This window comes from Streptomyces sp. NRRL S-920 (genome assembly GCF_000717945.1).
Lineage (GTDB): Bacteria > Actinomycetota > Actinomycetes > Streptomycetales > Streptomycetaceae > Streptomyces > Streptomyces alboniger.
The window spans coordinates 15,251-31,532 of record NZ_JODF01000073.1; the positions used below are offsets into that span (position 1 = coordinate 15,251).

Here is a 16,282-nt window from a genome sequence, read left to right on the forward strand (position 1 = left end):
CCCGCGTCAGGCCCGTTCCTTCCTGGCGGGCACGATGAACTCGCACCACACACACTTGCCGCCGCCTCGCGCGTCCACACCCCATACGTCCGTGAGCCGGTCCACCAGCAGCAGACCGCGGCCCGACACGCCCTCCTCGCCCGCCTCGCGGCGGCGCGGCAGTGCGCTGGAGGAGTCCTCGACGTCGACGCGCAGCCTGCGGTCGGTGCCGGTCAGGACGCGCAGGGTCACGATCGCGGAGCCGTCGGTGTGCATCAGCGCGTTGGTGATCATCTCGTCGGCGACCAGCTCGATCTCGTCGGCGCGCTCCCCCGCTCCCCAGGCGCGCACCGCGGCCCTGATCATGTGGCGGGCCTCGGCCAGCGCCTCCGGGTCGCTCGGCGCCACGTGCTGCTGGAGGCGGCCGCCCGAGCGGGGCGCGTCGATCATGCGGCGGCGCAGCAGGAGCAGCGCGGCGTCGTCGTCGCCGCCCCGGCCGTCGACGATGCCGCAGAGCCGGTCGGCGAGCTTCGACAGGTCGCGGGGTCCGGTGGCGGCCAGCTCGGAGAGGGCCTGCATACCGTCGTCGAGGTCGGCGCCCGGCACTTCGACGAGACCGTCGGTACAGAGCAACAGGGTCTGGCCCGGGTCGAGTTCGAGGGTGGTGACGGGGTAGTCGAGCCTGCCGAACTCGGCGGAGAGGCCAAGGGGCAGACCGCCGTCGACGGGCACCCTGCGGCAGGAGCCGTCAGCGAGTTGGAGGAGCGGATCGATGTGGCCCGCCCGCACGAACTGCACCACGCCGGTCGACAGGTCGGCCTCCGCGTACAGGCAGGTCGCGAAGCGCTCGGTGTCCAGCTCGTGCAGGAAGCCGGAGGCGCGGGCCATGACGGTGGCGGGCGTGTGCCCCTCGGTGGCGTAGGCGCGCAGCACGATGCGGAGCTGGCCCATGACGGCGGCGGCGTGGGTGTCGTGGCCCTGGACGTCGCCGATGACGGCGCCGACCCGGCCGCCGGGCAGCGGGATCACGTCGTACCAGTCGCCGCCGATGTCCCGGCCGAGCGCCGCCGAACGGTAGCGGACGGCGATCTCCGCGCCCGGCACCCCGGGGATGGTGCGCGGCAGCATGGCCTGCTGGAGGCCCTGGGCGAGGTCCTTCTCCTGCTCGTAGAACATGGCGCGCTGGAGGCTCTGCGCGATGCTGCTGCCGAGGGCGACCAGGACGTTGCGCTCCTCCACGGTGAAGCCGGTCTTGTCCTGGTAGAGCAGGCCGAGCGCGCCGATCGGCCGGGCCTGCGCGATCAGCGGCAGATACGCGGCCGAGGTGATGCCCAGCTCGGCGATGTGCGGCCACAGCAGCGGATAGGAGTCCGCGAAGTCGCGGGCGCTCTCGATGTAGCGCGGCGCGAGCGTGCGCACGACCTCGCTCATCGGGTACTCCTCGTCGATGCGGGTCACCCGGGTGCCCGGCACGAAGCTGCCCACGGGGCCCTCGGCGACCAGACGGATCCGCCCCGCCTCGACCAGGCCCATGACCAGGTTGGACGCCCCGAGGTGCGCGAGGCCGTGGGTGTCCTTGAGTACGTCGATGACGTCCTGCACGGTGCGGGCGTGCGCCAGGGCCGCCGTGGTGCCCTGGACGATGCTGGTCGTGCGGCGCCGCTCGGCCTCCTCGTCGACCCGTTCGCGCACGGCGGGCGGGCTGTCGCCCAGCTCGCGGGTGGCGTCCCTGACGATGCCCACGATGCGCCGGGGCCGGCCCGTGGCGTCGCGCCGGATGCAGCCGTTCGTGTGGGTCCAGCGCAGTCCGCCGCCCCGGAGGCGCACCCGGAAGTAGGCGCCGTAGGTCTGGCTGCCGTCCTTCAGGGCGTGCGAGACGATCTCGTCCAGGCGGTGCGCCTCGGCGGTCGGGACGCACGCGGCGAGGCTGTCGGGGCGGCCGTCGTACTCGTCGGGGCGCACGTCGAAGACCTCGTGGGCGGTGGCGTCCATGCGCATCAGGCCCGTGTCGAGGTCCCAGTCGAAGCAGCCCATGCGCAGCGCGGCCCCGTACAGCTCCATGAAGCAGCCGGCCGGCTCCCCGGCCGGCTGTCCACAGCGGCAGTGCCCCGTCGGGTCGTGCCCACAGGTACCCGCGTCCATGGGGCCACGCTAGGCGGAGCCCCCGGCGCGCGCATGTGGGGGGAGTGGCGCGCGGGGGCACCGTGCGGGCCGTGCTACGCCGTCTCGGCGACCTTGCCCTGCATCCGCGTCGCCACCTCCGCCCACATCTCGGCGCTCTCACCGGCGAGGTACGCCACGACGCCCCGGCAGTGCGGGGGCACCTTGTCGATGATCTGGTCCCACTCCTCCATGCTGATCGTGTGGATGTTGAGCAGCCGCAGCAGGGTGCGGCCGACCTCGCTGAAGCGCAGTGCCGGGTCCGCCTTGAGGCGCTTGACGGCGGCGGCACGGTCCTGCGCCGCGTCCCTGTCGGGGACGGCCGAGGGGCGCACGCGGGGGGCGATGACGCGGTGCTCGCCGCCCGACTGCCTGCCGCGCCGTACCACGGGGTCCTCGCCCCGCATCATGCGGTTGCGCACGTCCCGTACCGTCTCCGGCGAGATGGACGCGACGCGGGCGACCTGGCGCAGCGACAGGCCGGGGTTCTGGGCGATCAGCTCGCTGGCGAGCCTGCGCCCCTCGGCTCCGTTGATGGGCCGCACCCGGCCGTCGTGGCCGATCCGGCTGCCGTCCCCCGTTTTGCTGCCCGGCTCCCGCCGGCGGATGTCCGCGACGGTGCCGGGGGCGATCCCGCTGACCGAGGCGATCATCCGGTCCGACCACTGCGGGTGGGTGGCGACGATGCGTGCGGCCGCGCGCTTGCGGTCCGCGGTCGTCAGCGGCAGGCCGTGCGTGACGTTCGATTCGACGGCGAGGACGAACGCGTCGTCCTCGGCTCCGTCGAAGTACTTCACCGCGATCTTGCGCGCGCCGCGCAGCTCCGCGGCGCGCAGCCGGTGCAGGCCGTCGATGACCCGCATCGTGGGACGGTGCACGGTGATGGGCGGCAGCGGGGTCTGGACGACCGCCAGCGCCTCCACGTGGTCCGGGTCCACTCCGGACGTACGCGGTGAGTCCGCCGTCGACAGCGAGTCGATCTCGACTTCGACGACCATTAGTCGGTCGAACTGTTCGTGCCCAGGTGTTGCCAACTCAACTCCCCCTCAAGCTCTGGTGTCCCCCGTGGATGCGCGTCCCGGCACACTGGACGGCTCTCACCACATCGCCGCGTGGGCTGCGCCTCGTACGCGTCCGCCCTTCGTCGAGGGCCCCTGAAATGAATGCGCTGCGCGCACCGCAGACGTCGTTCTCCCGGATTGCACGACGTGTTCTCCCGGATGTGCGGCAAAGGGGTGCGGCGCGCAGTCGTGCGCCCCCGCCGGCTTTCCCTCATCCGATGAGGCCGGCCTCATCTGACGAACCGGGTCGAACATTCCGCCGAATGTGCGATCGTGGGGGAAATTCCCCGCCGACCGGACACACTTACCCTAACAACGCCCTTTCGGCGCTGGTACCCCTCACTAATAGCTCACTCACAGGTTCCGCCACCCCTATGCACCCCTACCGGCCCGCACTTCGGCCACCGGCCGTGCGGGGCGGCGGCCCATCAGCGGCGACAGCCGGGCGACGGCGTCGGCCACCTCGGCGATCTCCGGCCGGGTCAGGGCCTGGTCGCCGTCGCACAGCGCCGTTCCGGGGTCCGGGTGTACGTCGATCATGACGCCGTCCGCGCCCGCCGCGAGGGCGGCGCGGGTGAGCGGAAGGACGAGGTCCCTGCGGCCTCCGGAGTGCGAGGGGTCCACGATCACCGGCAGGTGGGACAGGCGCTGGACGACCGGCACCGCGCTGATGTCCAGGGTGTTGCGGGTCGCGGTCTCGAAGGTGCGGATGCCGCGCTCGCACAGCACGATGTCGAGGTTGCCGCGCTGCGCGATGTACTCGGCGGCCATCAGCCACTCCTCGATCGTGGCGCCGAAGCCGCGCTTGAGGAGCACCGGCATGCCGGCCGCGCCCACCTCCTGGAGCAGGGCGAAGTTGTGCATGTTGCGGGTGCCGATCTGGAGCATGTCGGCGTAGGGAGCGACCAGTTCGACGCCGGCCGGGTCGATGACCTCGGTGACCAGCGGCAGCCCCGTCTCGGCCTTGACGTCGGCGAGGATGCGCAGCCCGCTCTCGCCGAGGCCCTGGTAGGCGTAAGGGGACGTGCGGGGTTTGAAGGCGCCGCCGCGCAGCAGCGAGGCGCCCGCGGCCTTGGCCATCAGGGCGGCCGCGAGGGTCTGCGAGGGGGTCTCCACGGCGCAGGGGCCCGCGATGACGGTCAGGGTGTCGGGGCCGATGGGCACGCCCGCGACGGTGACCACGGTCCTGTCGACGTGGTGCTCGCGGCTGACCAGTTTGTAGGGCACCGAGATCCGCACGACGTCGAGGACCCCGCGCAGGTGCGAGAGGTTCAGGGCGGCGAAGGCGTCCACGTCCCCCACGAGACCGACGATGGTGCGGGTCACGCCGCGGCTGACGAACGCGTCCCCGCCCGCCGTACGCACCAGTTCGACGACCGCGTCCACGTCCTTCTGTGTGGCCTCCGGGGCCATCACGACGACCAAGGGGTCCTCCTCGGGGATTTCCCGTGTGCATGGATAAGTGGCTGGAGCACAATGATGTGAATGAGCGGAACGGAATTCGTTCGGTGATGTTCGGGGGGATTCATCGCCGTACTACTCGCCGTGCTCGTCGTACTCGCCGTACCACCGTAGAAGTGCCCCGGCTTTTCCTCAACGAAGTCCCGTGCCGTCGTCCAACTGCGCAATATCAATTCCCTGTGCGCCACGGAGGTCCGGCGGCGGAGGGAAGGCGATTTCCACCGCGAGTCCGCCTCCGGCGCGGGTCCGCGCGCTGATGTCGGCCCCGTGGGCGACGGCGACGGCGTGGACGATCGCCAGACCGAGTCCATGGCCCTCGCCCGCGGTGCGGCCGAGCCGTTGGAAGGGTTCGAAGAGCCGCTCCACCTGTTCGGGCGGCACCGGCGGCCCGGAGTTGGCCACCGTGACGACGGCGTGCCCGCCCCGGGTCCGGGTGGCGATCTCCAGGTGTCCGCCGGGGGTGTTGTGGCGTACGGCGTTGTCCACGAGGTGGGCCAGCAGGCTCTGGACGAGCACGGGGTCACCGACGGCGGGCGCGGGGCCGATCACCGGCTCGGCGCGCAGGCCCCGGCGCTCGATCTCCGGGCGCGCGGCGTGCAGGACCCACTCGGCGATGAGGGAGACGTCCAGCGGCTCCCTGTGGTCAAGGCCGCGCTGGCTGCTGGACAGGGTGAGCAGCGACTCCAGGAGGCGTGCCTGCTGTTCACTGATCGCGAGGAGCCGCTCGAAGTTCGCCCGGAACGACTCCGCGGTGGCCTCGCGGTCGATCAGCGACTCTTCGAGCAGCGCGTGTTCCAGGGTGAGCGGGGTGCGCAGCTCGTGGGCGGCGTTGGCGACGAAGCGCCGGTGGGAGTCCAGTGCCGCGTCGAGCCGGCCGAGGAGCCCGTCGACGGTGTCGGCGAGGACTTTCAGCTCGTCGGCGGGGCCCCGCACGGCCAGCCGCTCGTGGATGTTGTGGGCGGAGATGCGCCGGATGGCGCCGGTCATCGTGCGCAGCGGGCGCAGGGCCCGCCCGGCGATCAGCCAGCCGAGCGCGGCCGAGACGACCACCATGAGGGCCAGCGCGATCCCCGACTGGACCAGCAGCTGCCGCAGGTTGGCCCGGCGCTGGCGGGACGCCTGCTCGCGCAGTTGCCCCGCCAGCTCGCCGGGCGGTACGGGGGCCGGGCCGCCGGAGACGCCCTCGTCGACGGGGCCGCCGTCGCCCGGCCCGGTGAGGAGTTCGCCGTCCGCGCCCCCGACGAGGACGTCGCCGCCCGATGACCTCGCGACGAGCAGATAGGTGATCGCGAGCAGGATCGCCCCGGAGGCCAGGAACAGCGCGCCGTACAGCAGCGTCAGGCGTACGCCCACCCGTCGGGGCGTCAGACGGCGCCGGGTCGCGGGGGCCAGGGCGGCGAGCGAGGGCAGGCGCATGGGTCCCTCAAATCCGGTAGCCGCCCCGAGGAATGGTCTCGATGACGGGCGGGTTGCCGAGCTTGGGCCGCAGGCGGTTGATCGTCGCCTTGACGGTGGTGGTGAACGGGTCCGTCGCCTCGTCCCACACGCGCTCCAGGAGTTCCTCGGCCGACACGACCCGGCCCTGGGCGGCGAGCAGGTACTCCAGGACCGCGAACTCCTTGGGGGTGAGCGGCAGTCGCTCCCCGGCGCGCGACGCGACGCGCTGCGCCGGGTCGAGTCTCAGGTCGCCCCGGACCAGGACCGGGGGCAGCGCGGGCTGCGAGCGGCGGGCGAGCGCCCGGATGCGGGCGACCAGTTCGGCGTACGCGAACGGCTTGGGGAGGTAGTCGTCCGCACCGAGGCTGAAGCCCTCCACGCGGTGGGCGATCGTGCCGGACGCGGTCAGCATCAGCACCCGGGCCTGCAACGGCTGCTCGGCGAGTTTTCTGCACACCTCGTCGCCGTGCACGCCGGGCAGGTCACGGTCGAGCACGACCACGTCGTAGTCGACCACGGAGGTGCGCTCCAGGGCGTCGAGGCCGTCGTGGACGACGTCCACCGCCATCCCCTCCCTGCGCAGCACCCGCGCCACCGACTGCGCCAGCTCGGTGTGGTCCTCGACCACCAAGACCCTCATCGTCCACCCCTCGCCGAGCGCGCCACGGGCGTCCGTGGCGCGCTCCGGTGTTCGGCCCGCCCGGACTCCGGAAGCGTACTGCCGGGGCCCAGCCCAGGGCGGTCACAGGTCTTCGGACCGCGGTGTGACCGTCCGCCGCGTAGAAACGACAACCGTGGTCCTCCTCCGTCGGTCGCATCGGCTAGCCCACGTGCAGCCGGTCCCACGCGTCGTGCGTCGCGGGTCCCGCGCGCTCGCCCGCTCCCGAGAGGGGGCTGAGCTTCGCCGCGAGGTCGGCTCGCCGCTGGACGTCGAGCTTGCGGTAGGCGCGGGTCAGGTGCTGCTCGACCGTGCTGATCGTGATGCAGAGCTTGTCGGCTATCTGGCGGTTGGTGTGGCCGCGGACGGCGAGCGTGGCCACTCTCAGTTCGGCGTTGCTGAGTTCGTCGGGATGTCGGCGGTTCCCGGCCGACCACGGCTGCTCGGCGGGATGCGGCCCGCGGGCGTCGGCGGCGCGCGCCGGGGGCACGGGCATGCCGCACTCCGCGGCCAGTTGCTGGGCCTTGCGGGCGAGGGCGCGCGCCTGGCCGCTCTTGCCGAGTTCGCGTTGGGCCCGCGCCAACTCGTCGATGGCTCTGGACAGTTCGAGCCGGTGGCCGCGGTCCCGCAGGATCTCGATGGCCTCGCCGAGCAGCGGCGGCCGGTGCCCGGCGTCCAGGGTGCTCGCGAGCGCCCGCAGGGAGGCGGCGCGCGCCCAGCCGTTGCTCCGCCCCACCAGGGCCAGTTGCTCCTCGGCCAGGCCCCGGGCGTGGTCGGTGTCGCCGAGCGACAGATGGGCCTCGGCGGCGTCCGCGCGCCAGGGCACGAGCGCGGGCAGGTCGAACCCCCAGCGCGTCATGAGGTCCCCGCAGGTGAGGAAGTCGTCGAGCGCGGCGTAGGGGCGCCCGGCCGCGAGGTAGTAGTGGCCGCGGGCGCGGAGGTAGAGCAGCCCGTCGGGTGTCCGGAACGCCGCGTCGGGGACGGGGACCGCCAGTCGGCCGGCCGCCTCGTCGAACCGGCCCATGGCGGTCAGGGTGTATACGGACGTGGCGAGGGGCGAGGCCGCGGCGACGCCCCAGCCGTCGGCGGGGACCAGGGTGAGCGCCGCGCGCGCCGACTCCTCGGCGGCGGCGAGCGCGCCCGTACGCAGTTCGACGCGGGCCTTGGCCGAGGCGAGCAGCGCGTGCCACATGGGGGCGTGCCGCTCGGCGGCCTCCCGGAGGAGGGTCTCGCACCAGAAGGCGGCGGCCTCCAGCCGGTCGGCGAGGACGAGGGAGTTCAGCGCGACGAGGAGCGCTGTCAGGGTGCCGTCGTCGAGGCGGGTGCTCTGCAAGATCTGCTCGGCCCTGACGACCACCTCGCCGCCCGCGCCCGCGGCGCCGTGCGCCCCGTCGAGCACGGCCTTCATCAGACTCGCCGCCCGCTGGTGGGGGCTGCGGGCCCGGGACGGGGCGTGCTCGGGGGCGGCGTGCTCCGGCGTCCGGTGCTCGGGGTCGTCGCCGAGGCAGGCGCGGGTGGAGGCAGCAAGCCCGGGATAGGCGTACGTCATCCAGCGGCGCGGGCAGTCGTGCCGGTGGGGTGTGCCGGGCCCGGGTCGCCCGGAGGCGCCGTGCTGTTCGGCGGCGCGCAGCACGTCGAGGGCCCGTTCCACCTGTCCGAACCAGAGGAGGTGACCGACGAGTTCGTCGGCGTCGCGGGTGCCGAGGCGGCCGTCCAGCGCGGCCGCGAACAGTTCGGGCAGGTGCTGGGCGACGCTGGAGGGGTTGACCCGCCAGCCCGCGCGGGTGAGCGCGGCCCGGATCTCCAGGGCCTGGCGGGCGTCGGTGCGGGAGTCGCGGGCGACCCGCAGACAGGCGAGGGCCAGGTCGACCTCGTCGTCGGCGAGGGCCCGGTCCGCGGCCTCGATGAGGGTGCGCAGCGCCCAGGGGGCGTCGACGGTCCCGGCCGCCATCAGATGCTGGACGACGACGGTCGCGGTCGCGCCGTGCTCGTGCAGGACCTGGGCGCAGCGGGTCTCCAGGCGGCTGCGGTCGGCGGGGTCCATGCTTCTGAGGACCGCGGCGCGGCCCGCGTCGTGGCGGAACCACCCGGCGTCGAGCAGGCCCGCGTCGTTCAGCGCGCGCAGGCTGCGGTGGAGGGACTCCCGGGTCCCGCCGAGGACTTCCACCAGCTCGGCGAGCGGCACCTCGGGGCCTGCCACGGCCAGCGCCCAGGCGGTGCGTCGGGTGGCGAGGTCGCTGCGGTACAGGGCGGTCGCGACGGCCTGTACGAACGCCTCGCCCGGCACCAGGCCGACGGCGGGTCCGCCGGCGGCGCTCGCGGTGCGGTGGTCCTCGATCAGCGCCCGGGTCAGCAGCGGGCTGCCGCCGCCCAGCTGGTGGAGCTGTGTGACGAGCTTGCGCGTCCGCCGCCCGGCCTCACCGATTCCCGAGATCATTTCGGCCACTCCTTGCCGCTGGAGGGGCCCGAGCCTGATATTGCGGCATCCGGGAAGGCGCAGCAAATCGACGCGCAGTCGCGTATTAGCGGTCAGAAAGCCGCTGTTCTCCCCCAGCACGACCAGAACGCGGCTGACGGTGAGTCGGCGGGCCAGGTAGAGGAGGCATTCCAAGGACTGCCTGTCGGCGTGGTGCACATCGTCGATGCCGAGCACCACGGTACTTTCCCTGGCCTTTTCGAGGACAATCCCGCATAGCTCGGGAATCTCGTTGATCGCGACAGCGGGTGCGTCCTGCCGTCGCGACTGGGCGGCGTCCGCGACGAGGCCGAGGAGGCGGGCCGCGCGCCGGGAGTCCGCGCCGAGGAGTCCGGCGCCCAGCAGCAGCTGCCCCATCACCCCAAGGGGCAGGTCGCTCTCCGCCTCTGACGCCGTGGCCTGCAAGTACAGGGCTCCGGCGGCGGTGGCGCGGGCGCCGAAGGCGCGCAGGAGCGCGGTCTTGCCGCTGGCCACCGGGCCGCTTACCAGGAGGACTCCGCCATGCCCGGCCGCGCACGAGTCGAGCATGCTTTCCATGATCGAGAATTCGTCGCCACGTTCCACCAAGTCCATGAGCCGACTTCTCCCCCGTGCCTGACGGCTGATCGTTGACCGGCCGGTCGGCCAGCTGGATCAATTCCCCTGACTTGACCTGCTACCCGTGCGTCGACTCTGCCATATCTGAAAATCAATCACCAGCGCTATTTGACGCGATGCCATCTCATTACCGTCGCGAATGCGCCACGCCCGAAACAATCGGACGTCCCCACTCCATATGCGGCGAGAACTCGCGCACATATGCCTGATGAGTGAATTCAACGGCTTTTCAGAACGCGGTTGCGAGTCGGCCCAATAGACGGTGGTGACAGTTGGGGCGACAGCGACACGAGGGCCGGGGAACGATTGGCCCGATCGGCGTGGCCCCGCCGGCGGCCACATGACTGATTCGAGGGCCCGGCCCCCTGCCCGATCGGGCGCGCGGCGGGGGCCCGGTCAGCTGTAGAAGGTGCCCGGATCGCTGTCGGAGAGGGGGTTCTCGGACAGATAGGGGTCGTCGGGCTCCAACTCTGGTTCGTCGGTGGTGCCGTCCGGCGGTGAGGGGGCGTCCGCCGACCGGGGCGACGGGGACGGGCAGCCGGGCGGCAACGGCGAGGACAGCTCCTCGGGAGTGCCGGTGCCCGGGGACAGGCTCGGGCAGTCGGACGGCGTGGTGCCGGGATCGTCGGGGGTGACGTCCTCGTCCTTGGACTTGTCGGGGTCCACGGACTCGTCCGGGTCCACGGACTTGTCGGGGTCCACGGACTTGTCGGGGTCCACGGACTTGTCGGGGTCCACGGACTTGTCCGGGTCGAGGGAGTCGTCCGGGTCGGTGGGGGGCGGGGTCGGCGGCACCGGCGGCACCGGCGGCTTGGTGACGCGGTCCTTGTGGCCGTGCTCGTCGCCGACCTTCCGCTCGATCCAGGTGTTGTCGACGATGTTCACGATGACGATGGTGACGATCGGCTGCGGCGCCGGGGTCACCACGACCACGCGCGTCGGCTGGTAGCCGCTCCAGGGGCGGCCGTTGTGGCGGGGCGCGCCTTTGAAGGCGACCGGCGGCTTCAGGGGGTTCCCGCAGGCGCAGCGCACCCTCGGCACCCCCCGGTCGTCGACCAGGACGGCCGTGCCCGCCTGGAGGACGGACTGGAAGCTCCTCGCGGAACCGCCGCGGAAGCCGTGGTTGGTCACGCGGGTGTCGGCCCGCAGCACGACGGGCGTGAGGCCGCGCAGGAAGCCGGGTATCGCCGCCTGGTCGATGCCGGACACCTGCGCGAAGGCTCGGGCCCTCGCCTGGTCGGCGGTGAGGAGACGCACCTGCCTGTCGACGTCACAGCTGCCGGCGGAGCGCGTGCCGCCGTACAGGCCCGGCGTACCGCCCGACAGGGAGCGGGTGCCCTGCGGGGTCGCCGACCCGGTGGGCGAGGGTTGCGGCGAACGGGTGACGGGCGGCGGGCTCGCGGCGCTCTTCGCGGTGGAGTCGGTGAACGGGTCGGGGCCCTGCGCGGCGACGGGCTGCATGAACAGTTCGCGGCCGCTTCCGGTGGTGTTCTCGCCACCGTCCCCCGAGCAGCCCGCGACCGCGAGGGCCACGGATATCGCGAAGGTCATCGCGTAGGTCCTGGTGGGTGCGCGCACGGGTTCTCCCGCCGTAGCCGGGTCATATGCCCCGCTCTGTCCGCAGGGGTTTCCGTCATTGTCCGCGGGGGCCCCGGGCGCCTCGCAAGCCGAAGCGGCTCACCCGGCGTCACAATGGTGACGTGGAGTGGTTCACGGCGGACGCGTACGGATTGAGTCGGCTGATCTTCCAGCGGGCCCTGGCCGTGCTCTATCTGGTGGCGTTCCTGGGGGCCGCCCTGGAGTTCCGGGCGCTGATCGGGGAGCGCGGGATACTGCCGGTGCCGAGGTATGTGGAGCGCGTGCCGTTCCGGCGGGCGCCGAGCCTGTTCCAGCTCCACTATTCGGACCGGTTCTTCGCGTCCTGCGCGTGGGCGGGGTGCGCGGTGGCGGTGGCGCTGTTCGCGGGCCTCGACGGTCTGCTGCCGCTGTGGGGCGCGATGCTGCTGTGGCTGATCCCCTGGGCGCTCTGTCTCTCCATCGTGAACGTGGGGCAGACGTGGTACGGCTTCGGCTGGGAGTCGCTGCTCCTCGAGGTGGGCTTCCTCGCCGTCTTCCTCGGCAACGACGAGGTCGCGCCGCCCGTCCTGATCCTCTTCCTGCTGCGGTGGGTGCTCTTCCGCGTGGAGTTCGGCGCGGGGCTGATCAAGTTGCGCGGCGACGCGTGCTGGCGCGAACTCACCTGCCTGTACTTCCACCACGAGACGCAACCGATGCCGGGCCCGCTGAGCTGGTTCTTCCACCACCTCCCGAGGCCCGTGCACCGGATGGAGGCCGCGGCCAACCACGTCACCCAACTAGCGGTGCCCTTCCTGCTCTTCACCCCCCAGCCGGTGGCGACGGTCGCGGCCCTCCTGATGATCGTGACTCAGCTCTGGCTGGTCCTGTCCGGCAACTTCGCCTGGCTGAACTGGATCACCATCGTGGTGGCGGTGACCGCCGTGGACTTCTCCGCCTGGCACACCCCGTCGCGGTTCGCGCCCGCCCCGCTCTGGTACGAGGTGCTGGTCATCGCCGTCACCGTGCTGCTCCTCGCGCTCAGCTACCGCCCGGTGCGCAATCTGCTGTCCCGGCGCCAGGTCATGAACCGCTCGTTCGACCCGCTGCACCTCGTCAACACGTACGGCGCGTTCGGCAGCGTCAGCCGGGTCCGCCAGGAGGTCGTCGTGGAGGGCACGGCTGACCCCCACCCCCGCGAGGACTCCGCATGGCTCCCCTACGAGTTCAAGGGGAAGCCCGGCGACCCGCGGCACTGGCCTCGCCAGTTCGCCCCGTACCATCTGCGGCTGGACTGGATGATGTGGTTCGCCGGCCTCTCCCCCGCCTACGCCCGCTCGTGGTTCGGCCCGATGGTCGAGCGCCTGCTGGACGGCGACCGCGACACGCTGCGCCTGCTGCGCCGCTCGCCGTTCCCTCCCGAGTCCCCGCCGGTGTACATCCGCGCCCGCCTGTACCGCTACCAGTACACGACCTGGCGCGAGCTGCGTGACACCGGAGCGTGCTGGAAGCGCGATTACGTCCGCGAGTTCCTGCCGCCGACGAGACTCGCCGCCCCGGCTCGCAAGCCGTAGGCCTGGCGTGCCGGCGCGATCATGAGTAGGACCGGGATGAGGGCGACGCCGAGCGGCAGTACGCCGGCGGCCTAACCGATCCGCCGTCCGAACCGCAGCGTCACCAGCTCGAACGGCCGCAGCCTCACCGACACCGCGCCGTCCGCGAGTTCCGGCGCCGCCGCCTCCTCCAGCGGGCGCTCCAGGAGGTCGGTCACCGTGACGTCCGCCGCCGGGAAGCCCGCCGTCAGCGTCGCCTTCGCGCGGCCGCCGCGTGACTCGTGGAAGCGGACGACGACGTCGCCGCTGCCGTCGTCGGCGAGCTTCACCGCCGTGACCACCACGGCGTCGTTGTCGACCGTGACCAGCGGCGCCACCGCAGAGCCGCCGCTCACCCGCCGCTCGGGCAGGTTGATGCGGTACCCCTCGCGCACCGCGTCGCCGATCGCCGCGCCCGGCACCAACGCGTGCCGGAAGCGGTGCACGCCCTGGTCGGTCTCGGGGTCGGGGAAGCGCGGGGCGCGCAGCAGCGAGACGCGGACGGTCGTCGTCGTACCCGCGTCGTCGCCGCGGACGGCCCGGGTCACGTCATGGCCGTACGTCGAGTCGTTGACCAGCGCGACGCCCCAGCCCGGCTCCTCCAGGTGCACGAAGCGGTGGTTGCACGCCTCGAACTTGGCGGCCTCCCAGCTCGTGTTGGTGTGCGTGGGCCGGTAGAAGTGCCCGAACTGGGTCTCCGAGGCGTACCGCTCGGCGTGGATGTCCAGCGGGAAGGCGAGCTTCAGGAACTTCTCGGTCTCGTGCCAGTCGACCTCGGTGTCGATGTCGAGCCGCTGCGCGCCCGGCGCCAGCGACAGGACCTGCGTGAGCCGCGAGTCACCGAAAGTGCGCACGACCCGGACCGACGCGCCCTCGCCCGCGGTGACCTCGTCCGCCTGCGTGAGGTCGCTGACGGTGTTGCGGTAGAACTCGTCCACGTCCCACGCGTCCCACATGTTCGGGAAGTCGGCGTGCAGTTGCGGCAGGTTCGCCGCCGCGCCGGGCGCCACCGTCTCGCGCTCGGCGACGAGGTCGTACGCGGACACGACCAGTCCCCGCGCGTCGATCTCGACCCGCAGCAGGCCGTTGTCGAGGACGAAGCCTCCCTCGGCGCGCGCCTCGATCGCCGACCGCCCGCCGATCGCCGCGGTCCCGGCGCCGCCCGCGGGCACGCCGTCGCGGGCGTGCGGGGTGGAGTTGAAGACCAGCTCGTCGGCGCCGTCACCGGCCAGGGCACGCTGTGCCGCCTCGATGATGGCGGTCAGCTCCCGCGCGAGCGCCGCGTAGGTGGCACGGGCCTCGCGGTGCACCCAGGCGATGGACGAGCCGGGCAGGATGTCGTGGAACTGGTGGAGCAGCACCGTCTTCCAGATGCGGTCCAACTGCTCGTAGGGGTACGTGAATTCGGGGCGCCGCACGGCGGCCGTCGCCGCCCACAGCTCGGCCTCCCGGAGCAGGTGCTCGCTGCGGCGGTTGCCCTGCTTGGTGCCGGCCTGGCTGGTGAGGGTCGCCCGGTGCAGTTCCAGATACAGCTCGCCGACCCACACGGGAGCGTTCGGGTACTCGGCCTCGGCCTTCCGGAAGAACTGCTCCGGCGTCTCCCAACGAACGGTCGCCGAGCCCTCCAGATCCCGCATCCGCGCCGCCTTCGCGATCATCTCGCGGGTGGTGCCGCCGCCTCCGTCGCCCCAGCCGGTGGGCGCGAGCGAGTGCCGGGCGACGCCCTTGTCCTTGAAGTTCTTCGCCGCGTGGGCGATCTCGCTGCCCTTCATGGAGCAGTTGTAGGTGTCGACGGGCGGGAAGTGCGTGAAGATCCGCGTCCCGTCGATGCCCTCCCAGTTGAAGGTGTGGTGCGGGAAGCGGTTGGTCTGCGACCAGGAGATCTTCTGCGTCAGCAGCCACTTGGAGCCCGCGGCCTTGATGATCTGGGGCAGTCCCGCGGCGAAGCCGAAGGTGTCCGGCAGCCACGCCTCGTCGTTCTCCACGCCGAACTCGTCGAGGAAGAATCGCTTGCCGTGCACGAACTGACGAGCCATCGCCTCGGAGCCCGGCATGTTCGTGTCCGACTCGACCCACATGCCGCCCGCGGGCACGAACCGCCCATCGGCGACCGCCTTCTTGACCTTCGCCCACACCTCGGGCCGGTGCTCCTTGACCCAGGCCCACTGCTGGGCCTGGGACATGGCGAAGACGAAGTCGGGCTCGTCCTCGATGAGCGCGGTCATGTTCGACGTCGTACGCGCCACCTTGCGCACCGTCTCGCGCAGCGGCCACAGCCAGGCGGAGTCGATGTGGGCGTGGCCGACGGCGCTGATGCGGTGCGCGGACGGCTCGGCGGGGGTGCTGAGCACGTCTTCGAGCAGGGCGCGGGCCGCGGCGGCCGAGCCGTTCACGTCCTGGAGGTCGACGGCGTCGAGCGCGCGGCCGACCGCGCGCACGATGTCGTAGCGCCGCCCCGAGTCCTCGGGCAGCTCCCGCATCAGCTCGCCCAGTACCTCCAGGTCGATGACGAGCTGCCACACCGTCTCGTCGAAGACGGCGAGGTCCATGCGCGCGAGCTTGTACTGCGGCTCGCTGCCCGCGGTCTCCTTGTCGCCCAACTGAGTGGGCAGGAAGGGGTGGTAGTCGAGGATGACGGGGTTGGAGGCGGCCTCGATGTGCAGCCGCACCTCCTCCCCGCCCTCGGCGGGGGCGGCGATCCGCACCCACTGGTTGCGCGGGTTGAGGCCCTTCACCGGGGTGCCGTCGGGGCGGTAGACGAGCCCCTCGCACTGGAAGCCCGGCATGTTCTCGTCGAAGCCGAGGTCGAGGACCGCCTCGACGGTCCTGCCCGCCCACTCCTTCGGCACGGTCCCGCTGACCCGGAACCAGCTGGTCCCCCAGGGCGCGCCCCACCGCTCCCCGACAGCGGTCGGCACGGGCTCGGCGGCCAGCCCTTCGGCGACGGGTACCGGCTCGCCCGGCGCGTTCCACACCGCGACGTCGAGCGGCACGGATGCGGGGTACACGGCGGGCCTGACGCGCTCGTCCAGAACGCGCTTGAGCCGGGCTTCGACAAGGGTGCGGTCGTCATGCATGGCAGTCTCCCGGGGATGGAAAATTGGAGCCCGTCCGGCGATTGAGGACGAGCGCGAAGCGCGATCTACGGAGGCCGTATCGGCCTAGGGCCTGTCCGGCGGATCAGGCCGTACTTGGGTGGCGGTCACCGTTCTGCGCAGGTGAGCGGGGTCTGGTGCGTCGAGATGCAAGGCGGAGGAGGGCGGCAACGCGATGGGGGCGCCCCCTGCTCGAGCGAAGCCGAGAGCTT

The 16,282-nt window shown here is 72.3% G+C and carries 9 protein-coding genes; 1 reads left to right on the forward strand and 8 read right to left on the reverse strand.

Annotated elements, in window-relative coordinates:
- Positions 1-6: 6 nt before the first annotated feature.
- The 7 genes from IG54_RS0132745 to IG54_RS0132775 form a co-directional block, all read right to left on the reverse strand.
- Positions 7-2,121 (reverse strand): SpoIIE family protein phosphatase, encoded by a 2,115-nt coding sequence (locus IG54_RS0132745; RefSeq protein WP_030793133.1) that lies wholly within the window; start codon positions 2,119-2,121, stop codon positions 7-9.
- 74 nt (positions 2,122-2,195) lie between these two features.
- Entirely contained in the window at positions 2,196-3,173 is a 978-nt protein-coding gene (locus tag IG54_RS0132750) for a ParB/RepB/Spo0J family partition protein (protein ID WP_234336437.1), read from the reverse strand.
- 399 nt (positions 3,174-3,572) lie between these two features.
- A complete protein-coding gene (aroF, locus tag IG54_RS0132755; RefSeq protein ID WP_234336438.1) occupies positions 3,573-4,616 on the reverse strand; it encodes a 3-deoxy-7-phosphoheptulonate synthase in 1,044 nt (347 codons plus the stop codon).
- Between the two features lie 177 nt (positions 4,617-4,793).
- Entirely contained in the window at positions 4,794-6,077 is a 1,284-nt protein-coding gene (locus tag IG54_RS0132760; protein WP_063756293.1) for a sensor histidine kinase, read from the reverse strand.
- A 7-nt stretch (positions 6,078-6,084) separates the two neighbouring features.
- Positions 6,085-6,738, reverse strand: a complete 654-nt coding sequence (locus IG54_RS0132765; protein ID WP_030793144.1) for a response regulator transcription factor — start codon at positions 6,736-6,738, stop codon at positions 6,085-6,087.
- A gap of 181 nt (positions 6,739-6,919) precedes the next feature.
- Entirely contained in the window at positions 6,920-9,805 is a 2,886-nt protein-coding gene (locus IG54_RS0132770; RefSeq protein WP_030793147.1) for a helix-turn-helix transcriptional regulator, read from the reverse strand.
- 420 nt (positions 9,806-10,225) lie between these two features.
- A complete protein-coding gene (locus tag IG54_RS0132775; RefSeq protein WP_158708975.1) occupies positions 10,226-11,407 on the reverse strand; it encodes a DUF6777 domain-containing protein in 1,182 nt (393 codons plus the stop codon).
- 122 nt (positions 11,408-11,529) lie between these two features.
- Between IG54_RS0132775 and IG54_RS0132780 the strand changes: the two genes are divergently transcribed.
- Complete coding sequence (locus IG54_RS0132780) at positions 11,530-12,957, forward strand: lipase maturation factor family protein (protein WP_030793155.1); 1,428 nt, start codon at positions 11,530-11,532, stop codon at positions 12,955-12,957.
- Positions 12,958-13,028: 71 nt separating this feature from the next.
- On the opposite strand, the gene IG54_RS0132785 is transcribed toward IG54_RS0132780, so the two are convergent.
- Positions 13,029-16,052, reverse strand: a complete 3,024-nt coding sequence (locus IG54_RS0132785) for an alpha-mannosidase (protein WP_030793157.1) — start codon at positions 16,050-16,052, stop codon at positions 13,029-13,031.
- Between the last annotated feature and the right edge of the window lie 230 nt (positions 16,053-16,282).

What these genes read in the sequence shown, in the direction of transcription:
- IG54_RS0132745 (WP_030793133.1), bottom strand. Translation starts at nt 2,121, where the DNA reads ATGGACGCGGGTACCTGTGGGCACGACCCGACGGGGCACTGCCGCTGT.
- IG54_RS0132760 (WP_063756293.1), bottom strand. Translation starts at nt 6,077, where the DNA reads ATGCGCCTGCCCTCGCTCGCCGCCCTGGCCCCCGCGACCCGGCGCCGT.
- IG54_RS0132765 (WP_030793144.1), bottom strand. Translation starts at nt 6,738, where the DNA reads ATGAGGGTCTTGGTGGTCGAGGACCACACCGAGCTGGCGCAGTCGGTG.
- IG54_RS0132770 (WP_030793147.1), bottom strand. Translation starts at nt 9,805, where the DNA reads ATGGACTTGGTGGAACGTGGCGACGAATTCTCGATCATGGAAAGCATG.
- IG54_RS0132785 (WP_030793157.1), bottom strand. Translation starts at nt 16,052, where the DNA reads ATGCATGACGACCGCACCCTTGTCGAAGCCCGGCTCAAGCGCGTTCTG.